This is a genomic window from Rugamonas aquatica (assembly GCF_009380215.1).
Taxonomy (GTDB): domain Bacteria; phylum Pseudomonadota; class Gammaproteobacteria; order Burkholderiales; family Burkholderiaceae_D; genus Rugamonas; species Rugamonas aquatica_B.
On sequence record NZ_WHUG01000004.1, the window covers coordinates 444,378 to 467,196 of the forward strand.

Below are 22,819 nucleotides of genomic sequence, written 5' to 3' on the forward strand. Positions count from 1 at the left end.
ACTATTTTTATGAATTCCTTTCCAACCGTAGCCAAACTGCTCGCCAAAAGCCTCGACCTGCCGGAAGACCAGATCCAACCGCAAACCGAACTCGAAGCGCTGGGCGCCGATTCGCTGACCGTGATCGAACTGATCTTCGACCTGGAAGAAGAGTTCGGCATCGAAGTCGGCGACGAGCGTCCTAAACTGGTCGTGGTGCAAGACATCGCCGACCAGATCGATACCTACCTGGCCGGCAAGGCTGCCCAGGCATGACCGCGCAGCGCGTGGTGATCACCGGCCTGGGAGCGATTTCCTCCCTGGGCGTTGGCGCCGACCATAATTTCGAGCAGGCGCTGGCCGGCCACAGCGGCATCGGCCTGCTGCAGCTGGGCGGCGACCGCCAGCGTCCCGGCACGCCGGCCGCGCAGATACGCGGCCCTTTGCCGGAGCTGGTCAAGACTTCGGAACTGCCGGTGTTCGACCGCTTCGCGCTGCTGGGCTGGGCTGCCGCCAGCGAGGCGCTGGCCCAGTCGGGCCTGGACGCCACCGTCGCGCCCGAACGCAGCGGCGTGTTCTGGGGCACCGGCATGGGCGGCGCGCTCACCGTGGAATCCGGCTATGTCGATTTGTTCATCGACGGTAAAACCCGCGTGCGGCCGATGTCGGTCGTGGCCGGCATGAACAACGCGTCTGCGGCGCAGATCGCGCTGCGCTGCGGCTTCAAGGGCAGTGTCAACAATTACAGCAGCGCTTGCGTGTCGTCGGCGCAGGCCATCGGCGAAGCCTATCGCCACATCCGCCACGGTTACGCCGATCGCGTGCTGGCCGGCGGTTCGGAAGCCTTGCTGAGCTACGGCGTGGTCAGCGCATGGGACGCCTTGCGCGTGCTGGCGCCGGTCGATGCCGAGCATCCCGAGCGTTCGTGCCGGCCATTCTCGGCCGGACGCGGCGGCCTGGTGCTGGGTGAGGCGGGCGCGGCGGTCATGCTGGAATCGCTGGAGTCGGCGCAGGCGCGCGGCGCCACCATCCTGGCCGAGCTGGTCTCCTACGGCACCAGCAACGACGCCACCCACATCACCAAGCCCGACGCCGACGGCCAGGAGCGGGCGATGCGCCAGGCGCTGGAGCAGTCCGGTCTGCCGTTGTCGGCGATCGGCTACATCAACGCCCACGGCGCCGGCACCGCGGCCGGCGACGTCGCCGAGACCACGTCGATCAAGCAAGCTTTTGGCGAACTGGCGGGCAAGCTGCTGGTCAGCTCCACCAAGTCCATGCACGGCCATACGCTGGGCGCGGCAGGGGCATTGGAATTCGTGCTGACCACGCAGGCCGTGCGCCACGGCGCCGTGCCGCCGACGGCCTTCCTCGACAAAGCCGATCCTGAGTGCGATCTCGACTACGTGCCGCGCGAATGCCGGCGCGGACTGGACTTGCAGGCCGCCATGTCGAACTCCTTCGCTTTCGGCGGCAGCAATGTCGCGCTGATCGTCAGCGCTTTCCGGTGAGCGTTCCGTATCGGCGTTGGGCCGCGATGGCCTTGCTGTGCATGGGCTACGCGCAGGCGCAAGAGAGCGCCAACCACCTGGTCGGCGATGTCGGCCTGGGTGTCAGTGCCGCGCCGGTCGCGGTGGCGGCGCAGTCGCGCAGCACCGGCGTGGTCCCGTATCTCAACTTCGATTACGGCCCGGCGTTTGCGCGCATCGACACCTTCGGCGTCAAGCTGGCGCCTGTGGGCTATGGCAGTGTCGAACTGGTGACGCGCGCGATGGAGGATGGCTACCGCGCCAGCGCGCCGCCGCAAGCGCGCCGGAGCTCGTCGCTGCCGCTGGGCCTGGGCACCTTGCAGGTGACGCCGGTCGGCGCCTTCATGGCCAATCTGTACCGCGACCTGGGCAAATCGCACGGCGCCATGCTGGACCTGATGTACGCGGCGGAAATCGAGCAAGGGCCTTACGCCTTCTATCCGCAGGCCGGCCTCGAATACCGTTCGGCCAGCTATGTGCGCTATTACGACGGCGTCGCCCGCCATGCCAACAATCCGTTTGTCGGCCTGCTGGTGGAAGCTCATTTGGGCGGACACTGGTACCTGGTCGCCAACGTGCGCCGCACCTGGCTGGACGATTCCATCCGCAGCAATCCCGCCGTACGCCGGCGCTCGCTCGATTCCGGGCTGGCTGCGCTCAGCTACCGCTTCGATTGAAAATCTTCAACTTCACGCACACACGATGATGAAACCAATTTCCTATTTGATCCCGCTGTTCGCTGTCGTATTTTCCCTCTCCGCCTACGCGGGCAACGCCGCCAAAGCACCTCGCCAGGATGGCGGCAGCAGCAGCCGCATCGAGGTCACCGACGACGGGGGCGTGGCGACCATCCGTGGCATGGGCGGCACCACCAACATCTTGGGCGACAAGGTGGAGCTGTTGCAAGGCGTCGTGTATCTGAACGGCCGCTCCTACGGCACGGTGCCCAATAGTAGCGAAATCAAATACGTGGTAACGAAGACCGCCCGCACACTGTACGTGGACGGCAAGCCGCGCAGTCCCGCCGCAAAATAAGCCGCCTGTCTGTCTGTCTGTCTGTCTGTCTGCCTGTCTGCCTGCTTACTTGCCGCGCCTTCTGCGCATGACGAGTCCGGTAGTCAGCAACAACATCGGCAGCAGCCCGGTCAGCAGCGCCAGTGCCTGACCGCTGACGCCCAGCGCCTTGCCGCCATGTAGCGCCTCCAGCACGCCGAGCGCCTGCTGGACGCCTTCGCGCTCGCTTGCGCGCCGCTCCTTCATCACGCGGCCCGAGTAGGCGTCGACAAACACCTCCACCTTTTCGCCGCGCTGCGGACCGCTGCGCGGCACCATATCGACGCGGAACACGCCGCCCTTGGTGAAGGGCGCCATGATGAGGCGCGTCTCGGCGTCGCCGTAGCGCCGGTGGGCCACGGTCCACGCCTGGCGCAGCGACAGCCGCTGGCCGGACGCGGCGGGCTGCGAGCGGTAGCCGAACGCGGGATCGAGCACGGTCTCGAACTGCAAGGCCAGTCCGCTGGCCAGCAGGATGGCCAGCGCCAGTGCCGCCACGCTGCCGATCCGCCGGTGCCAGCGCGCCGGCGCCGTGTCGACGATGGCCGCAGCCGCCTTGCCGCGCACGGCCCGCCAGCGGTTGACGGCGGTGATCGCGCCGGCCGCCAGCAGCACCAGCAGGCAAGCCGCCGTGACGATCTGCAACAGCTTGCCCACCGCGCCCAGCGTCAGGCTGGTGTGCAGCGCGTAGAGCAGGCCGATCAGGTCGCGCCGGTCCAGCGACCACGCGCCGTAGGGCGTGACCACCAGCGCCTCGCCGGTGCCGGGATGCAGGCGCGCCAGCCAGTAGCGCCGTTCGCTGGGGATCAGCGGATCGGGCGTCGGCCAGAAGCCGGTGGTCAGACGGCCGGCATCGTCGATCTGCGTGACGCCGATGCCGGCCGCGCCGGGATGCTGGCGTTCCAGCGCGTCCGCCATGTCCACCAGCGGCACGCGGCGGGCGGCCGGCACCGTCAGCTCCGGGTTGAGCCAGTCGTCCAGCGGATCGGACAGCACCAGCAGGCTGCCGCTCAATCCCTGCACCACGAAGAAGGCGCCGAACACATAAGCCAGCCAGCGGTGCGCGGAGCGCCACCAGATCCGCATGTCGCGCCGCTTGCGCGCTGGTTCAGTAGCGGGCATTGATGCGTACTCCGGCGGTGCGTCCTTTGCCGACCTGGTACAGCGTGCCGTAAGGCGCACCGGCGGCAAACGCGTACACGGCGTAGGCCTTGTCGGTCAGATTGTCGATGCTCAGGTCGGCCGACAGCGTCTGGTTCAACTGCCACGACACGCCCGCGCTGTACAGCGCATACGCTTGCTGGCCGACGCTGTTGGTTTCGTTGAACCAGGTCTTGCCGACATAGCTGATGCCGGCGCGTGGGATCAGGCGGCCGCCTCCGGCCAGCGTTATCGTGTACTCGGCGCTGAGGTTGCCGGTGGCGTTGGGCGCGTAGGGCACCTTGTTGCCGGTCAGGTTGATGCCGGGGTTGGCGGCGTCGGCGTAGCGGGTGAACTTGGTGTCGTTGAGCGCGGCGCCGGCCTTCAGGTACAGGCTGCGCGTGGCTTGCCATCTTGCGTTCAGGCTTGCGCCCTTGGTTTCCACCTCGCCGGCGTTTTGCAGATACTGGCCCTGTACCGGGCCGACCGACAGCTGATAATCCCTGGTACGCATGAAGTAGGCGGAGCCGGACAGTTCCAGTCGGTGGTCCAGCAGTTCGCTGCGGAAGCCAGTTTCCAGGTTGCGCGTGGTTTGCGGATCGTAGGTGTAGCCGATGTTTTGCGGCGTCACCGCGCGCGTGTAGCCGCCGGCCTTGAAGCCGGTGCTGTACAGGCCGTACACGGTGAGGTCGTCGGACAGCCGGTAGTTCAAGCCCAGCTTGGGCGAGGTGGCGTGGAAGGTCTTCTCGCCGCCCAGCGCCATCGCGCCGTAGCTGGTGTCGGCACGGGCGCGCTCGCGTTCGAAGCGCAGGCCGGGCACCACGTCCAGGAGGGCGGTGGCATGCCAGGTGGCTTCGCCGTAGGCCGCGATCGAGCGGATGTTTTGCTTCGAACTCAGCGTCGCGGCGGGTACGTCGCGCGTGAAGTCCAGGTCTTGATAGTAGATGCCGGCCACGTAGTCGATGGATGGTCCAGGTTTGGAGACCAGCCGCAGTTCCTGGCTCAGGGTGCGCTGGGTTTCCGGCGTGTAGGTGGCGAAGATGGTGCGGTCGAAATTGCGGTCCTGGAAGCCGGTCAGCGACGACAGCGTGGCCGCGCCGAAGTCGTAGGCGGCGTTGAGGCCGAAGCTGTCCGTGCGCAGCTTGTAGTGCGAGGGCATGGGCAGCGCCTGGCGAGCGCCCAGGTCGGGGCCGACTACGTAGTACTCCTCGTCGAAGCGCAGCGTGTCGCGGGCGGCCGTCAGCATCAGGTCGAGCGGGCTGTTGGCCGGCGCGTAGCGCAGCCGCATGCGGCCGTTGACGTCGCTGCCGTCGCCGAGGCGGGCGCCGGTCATCATGTTTTTCATTTCGCCCCGGTCCTTGCGGCTGCCGACGGCGAAGTCGGCAAACAAGCCATCCTGCATCAGCGGCGTGTTCATCAGCAGTTGCGCGCCATGGCCGCGCTGGTCGACATCGGCCGATGCATCGAAGCGCGGCTTGCCGTCCGGCTTGCGCGTCACCACGCTGATGATGCCGCCCACCGCGCCGCGTCCGTACAGAGTGCCTTGCGGGCCGTACAGGATCTCCACCTGCTCCAGCCCCTGCGGCAGTAACTGCGAGAACAGCGCCTGGTCTTGCGGCAGGCCGTCGACGTACAGCTGCGCGGTCGGATTGTAGTAGTCCACCGAGGATAGGCCGCGGATGGTGACGTTGGTGTAGGCCCTGCTGGAGCGCTTGCGGATGTTCACGTCGGTGAACACGCGGTCGATCTGGTCCACGCTGCTCAGGCCACGCGGCCTGAATGCCGACTGGCCGGCGGTGTCGAAGGCGCCGGCGATGTCGTCGGCTTTCTGGTCGCGCTTGGTCGCCGTCACCGTCACGGTGGGCAGGGTTGCTTCCGTGGCCGCATCCTGCGCCACGGCGTTGCCCGCGCATAAAGCCAGTCCCATCCAGTACTTTGCTGCTTTCATATTGCTTCCTCTATGCCTGAAAGCATCGAAGGTAGGGCAGTGCGCCGTGCAGGGGGAGCAAGATCCGGTATCAAATAACACGTTCAGGAATTATAATGAGACTTATTCTCAATTGAGTGGCCTGCCCATGTCCAAGCGTCCCGCCTCCCGACTCGTCATTCCCCACCATGCGCGCCAGAGCACGGATATGGATGGCGTGGCGTGGGGGCTGTCCGGCGAGGCGGTGCATATCGGCCTGGTGGACCGGCATGTGGAGCAGGATGTCAGCCTGCCGTCGGAATCGGTGGCGCCGCATTTGTCGCTGACCTTGCTGATCGAAGGACGCGGACATTTCCTGATGGGCGGCGACGTCACGCCCTGCCAGTTCGTGAGCGGGCACTGCCTGTTGAGTTGCGGTTGGGAGCCTTTCGGCGGCGAGGATTTCATTCCGGCGCATACCCATTTCCAGGCGGTGCTGTTCCGCTATCCGCTGAATCTGCGGCTGGTGTTCGGCGAGGCGGCGCCGGTGCCGCGCACCGGTTGCGATGTCTACCCGCATCCGCGCGCGCGGGCGTGGCTGGCGCGCTTGCCGATGATGCCGTGGATGCTGGAGCTCGCCAACGAGCTGATAGCGCAAGGGCTGCCGACCGAACCGCTGGCGCTGCTGCGCGCCCAGGCGCAAGCCTTGAAGGCGCTGCACGATGTGGCGGCCGAACTGGCCGGCGGCCAGGACCGGCTGGAGCAGGAGGGCGCCGGCGTCGCCGCAGGCAAGCGCATGGCGCTGACCGGGCGCGATCGCCGCAGCCTGCTGGACGCGCGCCGCCATATCGACGCCCATGTGGCCGAGGCGCTCAGCGTGGCCGGCATCGCCGCCGCCTCGGGCTTGAACGAGGCCACGCTGAAGCAGGGCTTCCGCCAGTTGTTCGGCGCCAGCGTCTACGATTACGTGCTGCAAAGCCGCTGCCAGCGGGCGGCCGAGCTGTTGCGCACTACCGCGCTGGCGATGCCGGCCGTGGCCGAGCGCTGCGGCTTCGCCCACGCCAGCCATCTGGCCAAACACTTCCGTCGCCGCTACGACGCCACGCCGCTGCAATACCGCAAGCAGCACGGATAGGCGCGCCAGATAGGTGCCGGACGTCTATTCTTCGCCGTATATGTCCTTGATCATTTTGACGGTGGCCACGCCTTTGTGTTTCCGGTCTTTGCCATGTTTGTCGGCGGCCCAGATAGATCGGGTGAAACCATAGTCTTCATAAAACTTTACGACGCGCGGTTGGTCTATCGCATCCGTGATGAGAAAACGCGCGGCAGTGGCTGAGTCAACGATGGCACCGGTGACCAAGTCCAGGATGCGTCGCCCGATCTGCTGATTTTGTAGCCGTGCGTTGACGGCTAGCCTGCATATCTTCACCGCTGGGAAGGTGGGCAGCGTGCAGTTGTAGTTGAGTGCCATGTGGGATATTTCCACGACTGTCAGAGGGATAGAGTCGTTGGCAAGGGTGACGTAGCCGACGAGTCCATCGAACGCTTCGTGAAACAGCAAGCTGGTTCGGCTGAGATAGTCGCGGTGCATGTCCAGCGCAGATTCTTTAAGAAACGAATCCAGACTGATAGTCCCACATGTGAAGGCAGGAATAAAAGCTTCCGCCTCGGACGTAATCTGATCGATCGGTATGAGCGCGGAATATCCCTCGTCCGAGAGGAGCATGTCAGGAGCGTTGGAAACGAGCGGTAACGGCGGGGTTTTCAGCCGCACGGACACGCTCTGCACGTTCCATGGCCTTGGTTCGCTGGGTGTCCGATATGGGGGTGGAAATTGCGTTGCGTATGACTTTGGCAGTGTTACTTCTTAATTCAAGCACATGCTTTGCGCCCGCTTTGAACTGAACTGTCGCAGCCGCGACTTCTCCGCGCGATGCCGTGGTGACGACGGCAGCACTACTTTTGCCAGCTTTTTTAGCTGACAACGCCATCACTCCAGACTGGGAGCGGTAAAGCCAGCGAGTGTTTTTTTTCGGTTCCATGGTCGGATAATAGCGCAGGCGTTAAGGAAATGCTGTTGAGTATTCTCAATCAATTTTTGGATACGTGTTAAAACAACAAAACCATTTTTGCTCTTTATAGGACTACAGGTGCCGCTAAAAGTTCCTTGAGAGTGCCTTAGCGTAAAATATCGCCCCTCCACCAAGCGACGCACCATTCCCTATGAATTCCGGTTTGACCCCCACCATTGCTGCCGCAGGCTTTCGTGCCGACCTGGTCCGTTGGCGCCAGCTCGTCACGCCGGCCTGGCTGGCGGCCTTGACTGCGGGTGCGGCGGTCGAGGCTGCGCCGAAGGCGGGCTGGCGCTTGTTCGAAGCTGGCTGTGATGGTGCGGCGTTGTTCGATCATTCCCACATTCCCGGCGCGGCGTACTTCGATACTGGTAGTATCGAGCAGGAACCCTTGTGGAACAAGGTTTCCGACCAAGCCCTGCACGCACTGCTGCTGGAACGCGGCGTGCGTCACGACACCACCGTCATCGTCTACGGCCGCAACAACCTGGCCGCCGCACGGCTGGCGCATCTGCTGCTGTACGCGGGCGTGGCCGATGTGCGCCTGCTCGATGGCGGCTATACGCGTTGGCAGGCCTGCGGCCACCCCAGCATGGCCGGCCCGGCAGCCGCCCCGGTTGCTGTGATCGACTTCGGCATCTCCTTTCCCGCACATCCCGAATACCTGATCGGCACGGCCGAGGCGCGCGCTCTGCTGGCGCGCGAAGACGCGGTGCTGGCCAGCATCCGCACCGAGGCTGAATTCATCGGCAGGGTTTCCGGCTACAACTACATCGCCGCCGGCGACATCCCCGGCGCGCGCTGGGGCAGGGCGGGCGAGGACGGCGACGTCAACAGCATGAGCGCCTACCACCTGGCCGACGGCAGCATGAAACCGGCCGCCGATATCGTCGCGCAATGGGCCGAATACGGCATCGTCCAGGGCAGACCGACGGCGTTCTATTGCGGCACCGGCTGGCGCGCTTCCATGGCCTTTTTCTACGCCTGGCTGATGGGCTGGCCCGACATCAGCGTCTACGACGGCGGCTGGTTCGAGTGGAGCCAGACGGCGCCCGCCGCCTGAACACTGTCCAACTTTCCATACAGGACCGCCGTGGGGCGTATGGATTTCGGGACTCCAGGCCCGCCCCGCCAAATGTTTCTATAATGAATTATATTTAGAATCAAGGACTTGCTTCCGAATTTAAGCTTGTTTCATGCTGGCACAACCATTGCTAACTAGCCCAGACCCACGGCGCATGCCGAGGGACTACGACAACAAGAATTTGGAGAAGCCAAGTGAAAAAGAAACGTCCATTAACCCTCTACATCCTGATCGCCATGGTGCTCGGCGTGCTGGTCGGGTATGCCTGCCACGACACGTTCCCGGACAAGAAGATCGCCGCCGACATCGCCAGCCACATCTCGATCGCCACCGATGTCTTCCTGCGCCTGATCAAGATGATCATCTCGCTGCTGGTGTTCTCCACGCTGGCGGTCGGCATCGCCCACATGGGCGACGGCAAGGCTGCCGGCCGCGTCGGCATCAAGGCCATGGGCTGGTTCGTGATCGCCTCGCTGGTATCGCTGACGCTGGGCATGGTGCTGTCCAACTTCATGCAGCTGGGCACCCATCTGGGCCTGCCGCTGCCGCCGGTTGACGCCGCCACCGGCCTGAAAACCTCGGCCTTCACGCTGAAGGACTTCGTCAGCCACATGGTGCCGAAGTCGCCGATCGAGGCCATGGCCAACAACGAAATCCTGCAAGTGCTGGTGTTCGCCATCTTCTTCGGCAGCGCGCTGAGCGCCCTCGGCGAAGCCGGCGCCAAGCTGACCGCCGTCATCGACCAGCTGGCGCAAGTCATGCTGCGCATCACCGGCGCCATCATGAACCTGGCCCCGCTGGCCGTGTTCGCTGCCATGGCTTCGGTCATCACCACCAACGGCCTGGGCATCCTGGCCACCTTCGCCAAGTTCATGGGCGGCTTCTACCTGGGCCTGGTGTGCCTGTGGGCGCTGCTGATCCTGGGCGGCTTCGCCTTCATCGGCAAGCGCGTGTTCCGCCTGATGGCGCTGATCCGCGAACCTTTCCTGCTGGCGTTCTCGACCGCGAGCTCGGAAGCGGCCTACCCGAAACTGCTGGTGGCGCTGGACCAGTTCGGCGTACAACGCAAGATCTCCAGCTTCGTGCTGCCGATGGGCTATTCCTTCAACCTGGACGGCTCGATGATGTACTGCACCTTCGCCGTGCTGTTCATCACCCAGGCCTACGGCATCGACCTGTCGCTGGGCACCCAGATCACCATGCTGCTGTTGCTGATGGTCACGTCCAAAGGCATCGCCGGCGTGCCGCGCGCCTCGCTGGTGGTAATCGCCGCCACCTTGAACCAGTTCCACATTCCGGAAGCGGGCCTGCTGCTGTTGATGGGCATCGACCAGTTCCTGGACATGGGCCGTTCGGCCACCAACGCGGTCGGCAACGCCGTCGCCACGGCCGTGGTCGCCAAGTGGGAAGGCGCGCTGGAAGAAGAAGTGCAGCAACCTGTCGCCGCCACGATGCGCGCGGCTTGAAAAAAATAGAGGGGACTGAAAGATGCAAAAGTATGTGATCGGCGCGCTGGCGCTGGGCCTGGTATCGGCCGCGGCGCAAGTACAAGCGCAATCGAGTGTGACCGTCTACGGCGTCGTCGACGCCGGCCTGGTGCTGGAGCGCGGCGGCGCCGCCGGCAACACGCAGAACATCAGCAGCGGCGTGGCCTCCGGCTCGCGCATAGGCTTCAAGGGCAAGGAAGACCTGGGCGGCGGCATGACCGCAGGCTTCGTGCTGGAGAACGGCTTCACCGTCGATACCGGCGCCGCCGGGCAGGGCGGCCTGCTGTTCGGCCGCCAGGCCTATGTGTGCCTGTCCAGCAAGGAGGCCGGCGCCATCAGCATCGGCCGCCAGTATTCGCCGTACTACAAGGCCACGCGCGACGTGGCCGATCCTTTCGTGATCGGCCTGGCGGGCAATGCGCAGAATATCTTCTCGCCCAATTCGCGGGTCGATAATTCGGTCGAGTACACCACGCCGCGCTACAAGGGCTTCTCGGCCGATGTGCTGTACGGCTTCGGTGAAGTGGCCGGCGACAGCGCCAGGAACCGCGCCATCGGCGCCGCCGCCAGCTACGACAACGGTCCGCTGAGCCTGGTGCTGGTCCATCATCAGCGCGACAACGCCACCGCCACCGCGCACAGCCGCAACACCATGCTGGCCGGACGCTACCGTTTCGGCGGCGTCACCACCCACGCCGCCTACTCGCGCAACCAGGACTTGCTGGGCAACACCAGCAACGACGGCCTGCTCGGCGTCAGCGTGGCGGTCGGTGCGGGCAAGCTGCTGGCCTCGTATGTCGACCATCGCGACGACTCGGCCGCGCAGCAGCGCGCGCGCCAGATGGCGGTCGGCTATGTGCATCCGCTGTCGGTCCGCACCGACCTGTACGCCGCGTACGGCCACATCATCAACCGCAACGGCGCCAATTTCCACGTCGGCAATGCGACCGATAGTGGCGCCGGTACAACCGGACTGAACCTCGGCGTGCGCCATGTGTTTTAATGTGAGCGGATGAAACTACAATAACAACAGGGGAGCTTATGGCATCAGCAGCGCAGACCGTCTTGCCGTCCGGGTCGGGAAGCCGGCTGCTGCGCCGGTTCGTGCTGTGGCTGCTGGTGCTGGTGTGCTGCCTCGGGCTGGCGCTGCTGGTCTGGCGCTGGACCGAGAACGCCGCCATCGACAAGCTGCGCCTGGCCGGCGCGCAACGGCTCGACAGCTACGCCGTCAGCCTGGAAAACCTGTTGTCAAAGTATGATTTCCTGCCCGGCACGCTGGAGCTCAACAAGGACGTGATCGCCTTGCTGCAGCAGCCCGACGACGAGTTGCTGCGGGCCGAGGTCAACGCCCATCTGGAGCAGCTGAACAAGCTCTCCAAGTCCACCACCATCTACATCGTCAACCTGCAGGGCTTGACGCAAGCCTCCAGCAACTGGCGCGAGCCGGACAGCTTCGTCGGCGACAACGTCGCCTTCCGGCCTTACGTGCGCGATGCGCTGCGGCGCACGCCGGGCGGCTTCTACGGCGTCGGCACCACGCGCGGCGAGCCGGGCTACTTCTTCGCGCACGGCATTTATCACAACGGCCACATGCTGGGCGTGGCCACCGTCAAGGTCAATATCGAGAAGCTGGAAAAGGGCTGGGTGCAGGGCACGGACAAGGTGATGCTGACCGATGCCCACGGTGTTGTATTCCTCAGCTCGGTACCCGACTGGAAATACCACGCGCTGGCGCCGCTGGAGCCGGCGGTGCTGCAGGAGCTGGAAGTATCGCGCCAGTATTTCTCGCACGCCTTGCTGCCGCTGGGCCTGCGTGAATTGCGCCAGCTCGACAACGGCGCCAGCATCGTCGCCACGCCGGCCCCGGCCGAACGCACGCGCATGCTGAGCCAGACGCGTTCGCTGTCGCCGCGCAAGTGGCAGTTCGTCTACCTGTCGGACCTGGCGCCGGCCGAGGCCAGCGCGCGCAACGCCTTCCTTTTCACCTGGCTGTCCGAAGCGCTGCTGGTGATGCTGGTGCTGTACGCTCGCCAGCGCCGCCGGCTGGGACGGCAGCGGCAGCGCGCCCGTCTGGACTTGCAGCGCGCCTACGACCATCTGGAAACGATGGTGGCCGAGCGCACCGCCAGCCTTCAACAGATGACGCACAATCTGAGCGAGGAAAACGTGGTGCGTCGGCATGCCGAACAAAAGCTGCGGCAGGCGCAGAGCGATCTGGTCCAGGCCGGCAAGATGGCGGTGCTGGGGCAGATGTCGGCCGGCATCACGCATGAACTGAACCAGCCGTTGACGGCGCTGCGCACCATGTCCGACAACGCCCGCGTGCTGATCGAGCGCGGCCGTCTGGATGAAGCCAAGGGCAACCTGACGACCATCTCGCAATTGATCGCCCGCATGGGCGCGCTGACCGGGCAACTGCGCCAGTTCGCCCGCAAGGCCGACGCCAGCCTCAAGCCGGTGCCGGTGGCGGCCGCGATCACGGCCGCGCTGTTCCTGGTTGAACGGCGGGTGGAGCAGGAGCGGGTCAATTTCCGCATGTCGATGCTGAGCCAGGGCGTGCACGCGCTGTGCGACAGCAACCGGCTGGAGCAGGTGTTGGTCAACCTGTTCACCAATGCGCTGGACGCCATGGACGGCTGCGAAACGCGGCAGCTGACGGTCAGCGTGACGCGCAGTTTTCAGAAAGCGATGATCGCCGTCTCCGATACGGGGCCGGGCATACCGGAGGCGATCCGCAACCATTTATTCGAACCATTTTTTACAACAAAACCGCAAGGGCAGGGGTTGGGCTTGGGGTTGGCGATTTCCGAGCAGATCATCCGCGAATTTGGCGGCATGCTGCTGGTTGAATCGACCACCGCAGGCGGGGCCCGGTTTATCATCGAACTGCCGATTGCGGAGCCGGAGACAACATGAAAGTATTATTGATTGAGGACGACGCCACCGTGCGCGCCGGCAGCGCGCAGGCGCTGGACCTGGCGGGCATCGACGTGCAGGCCTTCCACACCGCCGAACAGGCGCTGCCGCTGATTACGCCGGGCTTTGACGGCGTGGTGGTCAGCGACGTGCGCCTGCCCGGCATGAGCGGGCTGGACTTCATGGCCGCCGTCAAGGCCATCGACGCGCAACTGCCGGTGGTGCTGGTGACGGGCCATGGCGACATCACAATGGCGGTGGGCGCGATGCGCGACGGCGCCTACGATTTCATCGCCAAGCCGTATTCGTCGGAGCAGTTGACCGAGGTGGTGCAGCGGGCGATGGAAACCCGGCGGCTGGTGCTGGAAGTGGCCGCGCTGCGCCACCGCATCGAGCATGGCGAGGGCATCGAAGCCACGCTGCTGGGCGACTCGGCCGCGATCCGCGACCTGCGCCGCCTGATCCTGGACCTGGCCGATGAACCGGCCGATGTGCTGATCTACGGCGAAACCGGCACCGGCAAGGAGATGGTGGCGCGCTGCCTGCACCAGTTCAGCCGCCGCCATCAGCGCAACTTCGTCGCGCTGAACTGCGGCGCGATACCGGAAACCATCTTCGAGAGCGAAGTGTTCGGCCACGAGTCGGGCGCGTTCACGGGTGCGGCCAAGCGGCAGGTAGGCAAGATCGAACACGCGGACGGCGGCTCGCTGTTCCTCGACGAGATCGAGAGCCTGCCGATGGCGTTGCAGGTGAAGATGCTGCGCGTGCTGCAGGAGCGCTATGTCGAGCGTCTGGGCTCCAACAGCCCGGTGCCGGTGGATGTGCGCGTGATCGCGGCGGCCAAGGTCGATCTGAAGGAATGGTCGGACCAGCAGAAATTCCGCAGCGATCTGTACTACCGCCTGAACCTGATCGTATTGAACCTGCCGCCGCTGCGCGAGCGGCGCGAAGATATCCCGCTGCTGTTCGAACACTTCCTGCTGGGCGCCGCCGCGCGCTACAAGCGTACCCCGCCGCCGGTGCCGGGACCGCTGATGCAGTCGCTGATGGCGCACGACTGGCCGGGCAATGTGCGCGAACTGCGCAACATCGCCGAGCGCTTTGTGCTGGGATTATCGAGCGGCGCCGACGGCCTGCTGTCGGCGCGCAGCATGGCGCCGTTGCCGCTGGCGGATCAGGTGGGCTGCTTCGAACGCGCCGTCATCGAGCAAGAGCTGCGCCGGGCCAGCGGCAGCGTCACCGAAGTGAGCAACGCGCTGGGCGTGCCGAAACAAACGCTGTACTACAAGATGCAAAAGTACGCGCTGACGCCGGACGATTACAAGTAAGTTAAACCGCCAGGAGCAAGGCGAAAAGATCGTCGTGCCCAAGTTCCTGGTGATACTCTGCGCCGCGGCGATTTTATTCGCAGCAGACCGTGATGATCGTATTTTTGCCGATCATGGCGTCGATGCTGCCGATCATCAATACCTCGCTGGCGATCAAGGAAGTGGTCAAGGGGACCATTACGGTAGCGGAATACGCGACCGTCTTCGCATCGACGCTCGCCGTCGCTGGCTTGCTGCTGGCGCTGAGTGTATATTGGTGCAAGCGGGAAGAAGTGCTTTTCCGTTCGTAAGGCAATTTCGAATCAGAGAGAATTCAGGAGCATAGATGGCATTTACACTAGAGGTTCAGAGCGATGTGCGTCCAGCCAACTTACCTTCGATATGGGTACAGGCCTTGGCTCAACATGGCATAGCAATCGAGTTTCCACCAAATTTTTTATCTGAGTGTGAAACAGGCGTGCTCATTATGAAGGTATTGGCCGCGCCGGCCGCTCTCACGAGAGAAGACGTGAATGAACCAGCGTCGGCGTATTTCGAATTTTGGACGGATGAAGATGGCTTTGGATTTAGTACGGCTAGCGGCCGTAGCACCGTAGACTTCGCGGTTCAATGTCTCTGCGCTGCTACATTGGCTGATCACCTTGATGCAGTATACATCGATCCACAGATGGGGAAATCAGCCAGGGGTGCAGACGCGCTATCCTTGGCAATGGAAGAGATTAAGTACTTTATCAGTACGCCAGATGAAGAGGTTTACCGGAAGTTCGTCGACTGGAATACTCTCTAGCTGGCTTTTGTCGGCCAACAGCGGGCCTGACCGATTGGGCTACTCTCTTTCAGGCACCGGCACGTTGAAGCCGTTCAGCGTGACCGACACCAGTGCGTACAGCCCGACCAGGTAGATCAGCTCATTCGTACCATGCTGGCCGAAAGTGTGGACGGCTAGACGGTACACCGGCTCGGGCAGCGTACCGCCGCGGCTCAGCGCATAGGCCATGTCGTAGGCTATGCTTTCTTCCTTGCTCAGGTCCGCCGGCTTGACGTCCGCCACCAGCGTGGCCAGGCGTTCGGCCGACATGCCTTCGCGCTCGGCGACGGCGATGTGGGCGTAGATTTCGTAGGCCGCGTTGTAGCTGGCGCCCACCACCAGGATGGCGATCTGCCGCACGTTGTCGGCTAGTGTGGCGTTGGCGGTCATCGCCAGCGTCAAGTCCCAGATCGCCTTGCCGATGCCCGGCTCGTGCAGCCACGGGTTCCACGGCCCCATCAGCGCACCATCCTCGCGCACTGCGATGAAGTCGTTGAAATTGCTGGTGATACCCTTGCGCATATTGTCGTACAGGGATGCTTGCTCGGGCGTCAGGTCTTGCGGGGCGATCAGGGGCAGGCGCATGGCGATTCCTTTGGTGGTTGAATTCTCATCCTGTAGCGTAAGCAGGAACCGCCGCGCGCTCTGTACGCCATCACACGTTGCACTCGCGGCGGCCAGGCTCGGCCGAGAAGACGAGGTAGCTGCCAACCGCTAGCACAAACACACTGGCCGCACCATACGTCATCACGCCACCGAAGCCGGACACCAACGCTGCGGTGACGCCGTCGCCAGCTGCTGCTTGGGGATCTCCGGCGGCGATCTTCTCCGCGAACAGCCGTAAGTTGGCGCTGTCGGCTATGTTCATCGTGTTGCGCAGATGCGTGATGATACCTTCCACCAGTATGCATCCCATCAGCGCAATATTGAAGGCCAGCGAAATCATGCGGGCGCTGGTGTCCGCACCGGACGCCATGCCCACGCGGTCGGCCGATACGGATGCCGTGATCGTATTGGTGACGGTGGTGTTGGTCAGGCCCAGGCCTATGCCCGCCAGCACGCATCCCGGCAGGATCAGCGAACCCGGTTGTGCGGACAGGCTGCCAATCTTCATCAGCACGAAGCCCACGCCGATGATCGATAGCCCCAGCGGTATCACGATGCCCGACTGGTAGCGTTGCGACAGACGCTCCGCCACCATCGGCACGAACAGCGTAGGCAGGGTGTAGGCCAGCAGGGCCAGTCCGGTCTGCACGCTGTCGTAGCCGAGCCCTACGTGGAAGTAGATCGGCAGGTAAATGATGAACGGCCAGAAGCTGAAGTTCATCCCCATCGAACCCAGCAGCGCCCCGGAAAAATGGTGGCTCTTAAACGCCGAAAAGTCGATCATGGGCCGCGTGCTGACTTTCTCGGCGACGATGAACCCGGCGAAGCTCGCGACCGACAGCGCGATGATGCCAAGCGCTGGCAGGCTGGTGAAGCCGAGCACCGGCCCCTGCGTGACGTACAGCACCAGGCAGAACACCGCCAACGACAATGTCACGATCCCGCCAACGTCCAGGCTCTTGGCATGCGGATCGCGCGATTCCTGCACGCCTGCGCGGCTCAATAAATACGTGATGACGGCCAGCACACCGTGCACCAGGAACACCCACTCCCAACTGGCCAACGCCAGGATAGCGCCGCCGATGATGGGGCCGAAGCCCAAGCCGGCGCCGAACACAATGCCCCACCACGCGAACGCCGCGCCCCGTTCACGCCCGTCCCGGAACTGCGTGGACAGGATGGCGATCTGGCAGATCAACATCATCGCTGCGCTCATGCCCTGGAAAAAGCGGGCGACGATCAGCACGGCCGCACTGGCGGTCAATCCGCAGACGAGCGACGTGACGCCGAACGCCACGATGCCGATGGTGAACATGCGCTTGCGGCCATAGCGGTCGGCCAGCGTGCCGACGGCCATCAGGATGGTCGTCATGGCGATGGTGTAGGAAGCCATGACCCACTGGAGCTGCCGGAAGCTGGCGCCCATCACGCGCTCGACAGTGGAGAGGATAGGCGGAACGCTGGAAATTTCCAATCCCAGCATCAAGGCGGACAAACAAACAGCAGCCAGGGCAAGCGTGCTTTGGCGTAAAGGGCTAACAGTCATGAGCTACTTTCTAAGGGACCGGAGTGAACGGCAACTGTAGGGAAGACTCATACATTCCACAATGCTATGATTGGGTATATCAGTAACAACAAATTCGAATAGATGATGAACAGAGTGACGTTGGATGTGGAAGCGGTGCAGGCATTCGTCACCATCGCCGACTTTCAGAGCTTCACCAAAGCGGCGGAAGCGCTGGGCACCACGCAAAGCGCCATCAGCGTGAAATTGAAGCGATTGGAAGAACGGCTGGGCCACAAGCTGATCGAACGCACACCCAGGCTGGTGCGGCTGTCCGCGCAAGGGGCGGTGTTCCTCAATGCCGCACGCGATTTCATCGCCGCGCATGACGGCGCAATCGCTGCGCTGTCATCCGAGCGCCGGCGCTTCCGGCTTGGTATCGCCGCGCATGTGGCCGGGCCGGAAGTGCCGACCTTGCTGGCTCGCCTGAATGAACGCGACCCGGCCTTGACCATCGAAGTACGGCTGGAAAACTCCCGCAGCCTGCTCGATGCCTTCGACAACGGCGAACTGGACGCCGTGATCGTGCGTCAGGAAGACGATGGCCGCAATGGTGAGGATTTGGGGCCGGAGCATTTCGGCTGGTTCGCTGCACCGGGCTTCAATCAGCGGTGCGGGGAGCCGTTGCGGCTGGCGGCTTTGGCGCCGGGCTGCGGCGTGCGCGACATCGCCACGCGCGCGCTGAACGGTGCGGGAATTGAATGGGTCGAAGTCTTTGTGGGCGGTAGTGCGGCTGTTGTTGCTGCTGTTTCTGCCGGATTGGCGGTTGCGCCTTTTTCCTGCCGCCTCGCGTCGGCCGACGTGATCGAGGTCGGTCAGCTGCTTGGATTGCCGGATTTGCCTTCGTCTCGCATCATGCTGCATTCGACCTTGTCGGATCAGCGCTCTCGCGAAGCCTTGCGGACGTTGGCGGCCGCGTATCGGGAACATAGGCATGCACCAGCGCGTGGTGAAGCGCCTCGCGATCTTCGGCGGAAGGCTGGTACAGATAGTTGAATTTGCCGGCAACCATGGTCGCTACCGGCAGGCCGTCGCGGAACAGCACGCGGTTGCCGGCCAGCGCGGGGATCTTATCGCCGGGTAGCAGCGTGCCGCACAGGTTGAGCGGGTCGATGCCGGAGATGCACGCCAGGCTGCCGTCGTGTTTGCGGCGGCGCATGTCGCGCAGCAGGGGAATGGCTTCGGGCAGGGCGAACTGTTCGCCGGACAGGCCTGCGATGAAACGGCCGCCGCGTATCTCACCACGCGCTTCGAGGCGGTGGTAGATGGGCAGCAGCTCGCGCCACGACGGCATCCATGCGGCTTCGCGCTCCAGCAGCCGCCAGAACATCACGCCATAGCGGCGCAGCAGCGTCATGGCGATGTGCTCCAGCGTTGCGGGATCAGTGCGTGGTTTGCGCGGCGGAGGGGGAGGGCGGCCGGTGCTGGAGGCGGCTTTGCTGCCAGTGCCTGCGGTGATTTCGCTCACGCGTTCGCGCACGGTTACGCCGTCGCCGCGCCGCACCAGTGCCCAACGGCCGGCTTCTTCCATCGTGGGCGCTGCGCCTGCGCCACGATGGCGGCGCTTGTCGTTGCTGGACTTCTTGTTCGCCGGTAGCAGCATGGCGCGCAGTCCGACAAAACTGTCGGCGTTGACCAAGCCTGTCGCCACCAGTTCGCCCAGCGTGTTTTCCAGCTCCACAGGCAGCAGGCGCGCATCGTGCGACAGTTCGTCGAAGAACATGGCGCCGTCGCGCCGCAGCGCTTCGAGCACGCGTGCGGCGCGCGGCGATACTTCGATCTCGCCTGCTACGGCGGGTAGCGCATGCCATAAGCCCAGCTGACGGCGCGGCAGCAGCACCAGCGGCGTATTGCGCACCGGTCCTCCGGCGGCGCTTGCAGGTGCGCCGATGCGCGTCCAAACCAGTTTGCCGCTGCGGCACAGGTCATCCAGCCAGGACTTCGAATAGTCCCGCATGCGCAGCGACAGCAGATCGCTCTCCCACGCGCCGGCGCCGGCTTCGTAGCCTTCCAGCTGGGCCAGCAGCAGCGGCAGCGAGTCCTCGCCTTGCAGCTGCGTGTCCGCCGACAGGTGCTGCCAGTCGAACAGGAAGCGCATGAAGTCCTGGCGCTCCACCGGTTCGATCTCGCGCCGCAGGCTCTTGATGGTGTAGCGGTGGATGCGCGCCAGCAGATGGCGCTCGCACCATTCCTCAACGCCGGCGCCGGGTGTGAAGCGGCCGCGCATCACATAGCCTTCGCTTTCCAGATGGGTGAGGGCGATGGTGGCGCTGCTGATTTTCAGGCCCAATGAGCCGGCAATCGCGTCCACCGCCAGCGGGCCGAAGCCGCTCAGCCGCGCGCGCAGGATTTCGACCAGCGCGGTGTCGGCGGGCCATTCGCTATCGATGTCGGCGGACGGTGGGGCCAGCGGTGGCGTGCACCGCGCCTGCGGATAGGCGGCCTGTACGTAAGCCAGGCGCTCCAGCGGCACCCAAAAATCGAAGCCGCCCGCGTCATCGCGCATGCGTGTCGCCCGCCCGCCGGCCGCCAGCGCCTCCAGCCAGCCGATCCAGCCTTCATTGGAAACCGCCTCCGCATGCGTAATGCAGGCCAGCGACATCAAAGCCTCATGCATCTCATCGGCATTGCGCGCATTCGGCCAGGCTTCCTCGGACACGCTGGCGATGGCGCCCGCGTCAAGCGCGCCCAGGTCGTCGGTCGACGCCGGATCGGTCCAGCGCCGGTTGATGACGGCCTGCGTGCGCCGCTCCTCCAGCGGTGCATCGTCGAGAAAGGCGTAGGGACGGGCATTGAGAATCTCCATCGCCAGCGGCGACGGCGCCGGCAGGTCGCGCGCCAGCAGCGTCACTTCGCCCGCCTCCATGCGGCGCAGCAGGGCAAGCCATCCCTCGCTGTCCATGGCTTCGTGCAGACAGTCGTCCAGCGTCTGATCGACCAGCGGATGGCTGGGCAGCTCGCGCTCGCCGACGATATTTTCCAGGCACGCCGCCTGATCGGGGAAGACGGAGGCCAGCAGATCGTCGCTCTTCATGCGCTGCAGCTGCGGCGCCACCTTGCGGCCGCCCGTATAGCGCGGCAAGGCCAGCGCGGTCGTGGCGTTCCAGCGCCACCGCACATTGAACAGCGGCGCGTCGAGCAGCGCCTGGATCAGTATGTGCTCGGCGGTGGCGGAGCGCAGGTAGCGCCACACCTCGTCCAACGGGAAGCTGTGCGCGATCGACAGCGACAGCACGATGGCATCCTCGGTGGCGGCGGCCTGCAGTTCGAAGTTGAAGCTGCGGCAGAAGCGCTTGCGCAGCGCCAGTCCCCAGGCCCGGTTGATGCGGCTGCCGTATGGCGAGTGCAGCACCAGCTGCATGCCGCCCGATTCGTCGAAGAAGCGCTCCATCACCAGCGTGTCGCGGGTTGGCAGCGCGCCCAGCGCGGCGCGCGACCGGGCCAGGTACTCGACAATCTGCCGCGCCGCATCCTCGCCAAGACCAAGATGCTCGTACAGCCAGTCGACGGCGCGCTCGATGGCGGCAGCGCCGTCCGGGGCCGCACCCTGGCTGCCGGCCAGCTGCCGCTCGATCTCGCCGCGCAAACGCGCAACGCCCATCGACAATTCGTCGCTGCGGCCCGGCGCCTCGCCCAGCCAGAATGGAATGTTGGGCGCAGCGCCGTGCGCATCCTCCACCCGCACCTTGCCCGCTTCCACGCGCTGGATGCGGTAAGAGGTATTCCCCAACTGGAAAACGTCGCCGGCCAGGCTCTCGACGGCGAAGTCCTCATGCACCGTGCCGACCATCTGGCCCTGCGGCTCCAGCACCACCGTGTAGTCGGCGTTGTCCGGTATGGTGCCGCCGGAGGTCACGGCGGTGAGCTTGCCGCCGCGCCGGCCGCGCAGCGTGCCGGCCACCGTGTCGCGATGCAGATAGGCGCCGCGCACGCCGTTGCGGCCCGTGTAGCCGTCGGCCAGCATGCGGATCACGGCGTCGTAACGGTCGCGGGGCAGCAGCGAGTAGGGCGCAGCGCGGCGCACCATCGCGAACAGCTCGTCCTCGCTCCATTCGCGGCAGGCCACTTCGGCCACGATCTGCTGCGCCAGCACGTCCAGCGGCGCGGCGGGAATGTGCAGCAGGTCCAGCTCATCGCGGCGCACGCAGTCCAGCAGCGCCGCACATTCGATCAAATCGTCGCGCGAGGTCGGGAACAGCCGGCCCTTGGGCAGGCCGCCCACATGGTGGCCCGAACGGCCCACGCGTTGCAGCAGCGCGGCGATATTCCTCGGCGATCCGATCTGGCACACCAGATCGACATCGCCGATATCGATGCCCAGCTCCAGCGACGCGGTGGCGATCAGCACCCGCAAGTCGCCGCGCTTGAGGCGCTGCTCGGCGTCGAGCCGGTATTCCTTGGACATGCTGCCGTGGTGGGCCGCCACCAGTTCCGCGCCCAGCCGCTCGCCAAGGTGGCGGGCCATGCGCTCGGCCATGCGGCGGGTGTTGACGAAGATGAGCGTGGTCTTGTGCAGCACCGACAGCTCGGCCAGGCGGTCGTACACGCGTTCCCACACCTCGTTCGGCATGACCGCCTCCAGCGGCACCGGCGGCAGCTCCAGGCCCAGGTCGCGCGCCCGCACATGGCCGACATCGACCACCGCGCAATCACCGTCCGCGCCGACCAGGAACTGCGCCACCAGCGACAGCGGTTTCTGCGTGGCCGACAAGCCCACCCGCACCGGCGGCTGCGCACACAGCGCATCCAGCCGCTCCAGGCTCAGGGCCAGATGGCTGCCACGCTTGCCGCCTGCCACCGCGTGGATCTCGTCGACGATCACCGTGCGCACGGACGACAGCATGGCGCGGCCGCTGTCTGAACACAGCAGCACGTACAGGGATTCCGGCGTCGATACCAGGATGTGCGGCGCGCGCCGGCGCATGGCGTTGCGTTCGGCCTGGGTGGTGTCGCCGGTGCGTACGGCGCTGCGGATGCCGTGGTCGGCCAGCCCCATGGCGGCCAGCTCGCGGCTGATGCCTTCCAGCGGCGCCACCAGGTTGAGACGGATGTCGTTGGACAGCGCCTTCAGCGGCGACACGTACAGCACCCGCAATTCATCTGGCAGCGGGCCGCTTGCGCTTTCCGCCACCAGCGCGTCGATGGCGGCCAGGAAGGCGGTCAGCGTCTTGCCGGAACCGGTGGGCGCGGCCACCAGCACCGGCCGGCCGCCCTGGATCAGCGGCCAGGCGCGCAGTTGCGCTTCGGTCGCTTGCGGGAAGGCGTCGGCGAACCATGCCGCCACGGCGGGATGGAAGGCATGGCGTGGGGCGGTCGGTCGGGCGTGCATACGCTATTAGATGGGGAT

At 64.9% G+C, this 22,819-nt stretch carries 19 protein-coding genes and 1 pseudogene; 13 read left to right on the plus strand and 7 right to left on the minus strand.

The window, feature by feature from the left end:
* The first annotated feature begins 9 nt into the window (after window positions 1-9).
* The 4 genes from GEV02_RS13360 to GEV02_RS13375 are packed head-to-tail and all read left to right on the plus strand — an operon-like array spanning window position 10 to window position 2,540.
* Complete coding sequence (locus GEV02_RS13360; RefSeq protein ID WP_008447587.1) at window positions 10-255, plus strand: acyl carrier protein; 246 nt, start codon at window positions 10-12, stop codon at window positions 253-255.
* Window positions 252-1,487: a beta-ketoacyl-[acyl-carrier-protein] synthase family protein gene (locus GEV02_RS13365; RefSeq protein WP_152838419.1), complete on the plus strand. Its 1,236-nt coding sequence runs from the start codon at window positions 252-254 to the stop codon at window positions 1,485-1,487. Before GEV02_RS13360 ends, GEV02_RS13365 begins: the two co-directional genes overlap by 4 nt.
* The gene (locus tag GEV02_RS13370) at window positions 1,484-2,182 is read left to right on the plus strand and encodes a MipA/OmpV family protein (protein ID WP_328595805.1); all 699 of its coding nucleotides are present in this window, start codon (window positions 1,484-1,486) and stop codon (window positions 2,180-2,182) included. Before GEV02_RS13365 ends, GEV02_RS13370 begins: the two co-directional genes overlap by 4 nt.
* Before the next feature lie 25 nt (window positions 2,183-2,207).
* On the plus strand, window positions 2,208-2,540 hold the full coding sequence (locus GEV02_RS13375; protein WP_152838420.1) for a hypothetical protein: 333 nt from the start codon (window positions 2,208-2,210) through the stop codon (window positions 2,538-2,540).
* Between the two features lie 45 nt (window positions 2,541-2,585).
* Here GEV02_RS13375 and GEV02_RS13380 read toward each other — a convergent pair whose 3' ends face one another.
* On the minus strand, window positions 2,586-3,680 hold the full coding sequence (locus GEV02_RS13380; protein WP_152838421.1) for a PepSY-associated TM helix domain-containing protein: 1,095 nt from the start codon (window positions 3,678-3,680) through the stop codon (window positions 2,586-2,588).
* Window positions 3,667-5,646 (minus strand): TonB-dependent receptor, encoded by a 1,980-nt coding sequence (locus GEV02_RS13385; protein ID WP_217433131.1) that lies wholly within the window; start codon window positions 5,644-5,646, stop codon window positions 3,667-3,669. The genes GEV02_RS13380 and GEV02_RS13385 overlap by 14 nt, the downstream gene beginning before the upstream one ends.
* Before the next feature lie 127 nt (window positions 5,647-5,773).
* On the opposite strand from GEV02_RS13385, the gene GEV02_RS13390 reads away from it, so the two are divergent.
* On the plus strand, window positions 5,774-6,739 hold the full coding sequence (locus tag GEV02_RS13390; protein WP_174999089.1) for a helix-turn-helix transcriptional regulator: 966 nt from the start codon (window positions 5,774-5,776) through the stop codon (window positions 6,737-6,739).
* A 24-nt stretch (window positions 6,740-6,763) separates the two neighbouring features.
* Here GEV02_RS13390 and GEV02_RS13395 read toward each other — a convergent pair whose 3' ends face one another.
* Together GEV02_RS13395 and GEV02_RS32875 are read right to left on the minus strand one after the other, a co-directional pair.
* Window positions 6,764-7,381 (minus strand): GNAT family N-acetyltransferase, encoded by a 618-nt coding sequence (locus GEV02_RS13395; protein ID WP_152838424.1) that lies wholly within the window; start codon window positions 7,379-7,381, stop codon window positions 6,764-6,766.
* Complete coding sequence (locus GEV02_RS32875; protein ID WP_174999090.1) at window positions 7,335-7,649, minus strand: hypothetical protein; 315 nt, start codon at window positions 7,647-7,649, stop codon at window positions 7,335-7,337. Before GEV02_RS32875 ends, GEV02_RS13395 begins: the two co-directional genes overlap by 47 nt.
* 193 nt (window positions 7,650-7,842) lie before the next feature.
* On the opposite strand from GEV02_RS32875, the gene GEV02_RS13400 reads away from it, so the two are divergent.
* The 7 genes from GEV02_RS13400 (at window position 7,843) to GEV02_RS13430 (ending at window position 15,281) form a co-directional block, all read left to right on the plus strand.
* Window positions 7,843-8,742 (plus strand): sulfurtransferase, encoded by a 900-nt coding sequence (locus tag GEV02_RS13400; RefSeq protein WP_235922758.1) that lies wholly within the window; start codon window positions 7,843-7,845, stop codon window positions 8,740-8,742.
* Window positions 8,743-8,957: 215 nt separating this feature from the next.
* Window positions 8,958-10,229 carry a dicarboxylate/amino acid:cation symporter gene (locus tag GEV02_RS13405; protein ID WP_328595806.1) on the plus strand — a complete coding sequence of 424 codons (1,272 nt, stop codon included), beginning with the start codon at window positions 8,958-8,960 and terminating at the stop codon, window positions 10,227-10,229.
* Window positions 10,230-10,251: 22 nt separating this feature from the next.
* Window positions 10,252-11,253, plus strand: coding sequence for a porin (locus tag GEV02_RS13410; protein WP_152838426.1), 1,002 nt, complete (start codon window positions 10,252-10,254; stop codon window positions 11,251-11,253).
* 38 nt (window positions 11,254-11,291) lie between these two features.
* Window positions 11,292-13,166, plus strand: coding sequence for a sensor histidine kinase (locus GEV02_RS13415; RefSeq protein ID WP_152838427.1), 1,875 nt, complete (start codon window positions 11,292-11,294; stop codon window positions 13,164-13,166).
* Window positions 13,163-14,494, plus strand: a complete 1,332-nt coding sequence (locus GEV02_RS13420; protein WP_152838428.1) for a sigma-54-dependent transcriptional regulator — start codon at window positions 13,163-13,165, stop codon at window positions 14,492-14,494. Before GEV02_RS13415 ends, GEV02_RS13420 begins: the two co-directional genes overlap by 4 nt.
* Before the next feature lie 92 nt (window positions 14,495-14,586).
* The gene (locus GEV02_RS13425; RefSeq protein WP_152838429.1) at window positions 14,587-14,784 is read left to right on the plus strand and encodes a hypothetical protein; all 198 of its coding nucleotides are present in this window, start codon (window positions 14,587-14,589) and stop codon (window positions 14,782-14,784) included.
* Window positions 14,785-14,819: 35 nt separating this feature from the next.
* Window positions 14,820-15,281: a hypothetical protein gene (locus GEV02_RS13430; protein WP_152838430.1), complete on the plus strand. Its 462-nt coding sequence runs from the start codon at window positions 14,820-14,822 to the stop codon at window positions 15,279-15,281.
* A 39-nt stretch (window positions 15,282-15,320) separates the two neighbouring features.
* Here GEV02_RS13430 and GEV02_RS13435 read toward each other — a convergent pair whose 3' ends face one another.
* Together GEV02_RS13435 and GEV02_RS13440 are read right to left on the minus strand one after the other, a co-directional pair.
* On the minus strand, window positions 15,321-15,887 hold the full coding sequence (locus GEV02_RS13435; protein WP_152838431.1) for a carboxymuconolactone decarboxylase family protein: 567 nt from the start codon (window positions 15,885-15,887) through the stop codon (window positions 15,321-15,323).
* Window positions 15,888-15,957: 70 nt separating this feature from the next.
* Window positions 15,958-17,454 (minus strand): MFS transporter, encoded by a 1,497-nt coding sequence (locus tag GEV02_RS13440; protein ID WP_152838432.1) that lies wholly within the window; start codon window positions 17,452-17,454, stop codon window positions 15,958-15,960.
* 102 nt (window positions 17,455-17,556) lie between these two features.
* Between GEV02_RS13440 and GEV02_RS13445 the strand changes: the two are divergent.
* Window positions 17,557-18,429 (plus strand): annotated as a pseudogene (locus GEV02_RS13445) (LysR family transcriptional regulator); the annotation flags it as partial.
* Here GEV02_RS13445 and GEV02_RS13450 read toward each other — a convergent pair.
* The gene (locus GEV02_RS13450; RefSeq protein WP_152838433.1) at window positions 18,326-22,801 is read right to left on the minus strand and encodes a DEAD/DEAH box helicase; all 4,476 of its coding nucleotides are present in this window, start codon (window positions 22,799-22,801) and stop codon (window positions 18,326-18,328) included. The pseudogene GEV02_RS13445 and the gene GEV02_RS13450 overlap by 104 nt on opposite strands.
* Between the last annotated feature and the right edge of the window lie 18 nt (window positions 22,802-22,819).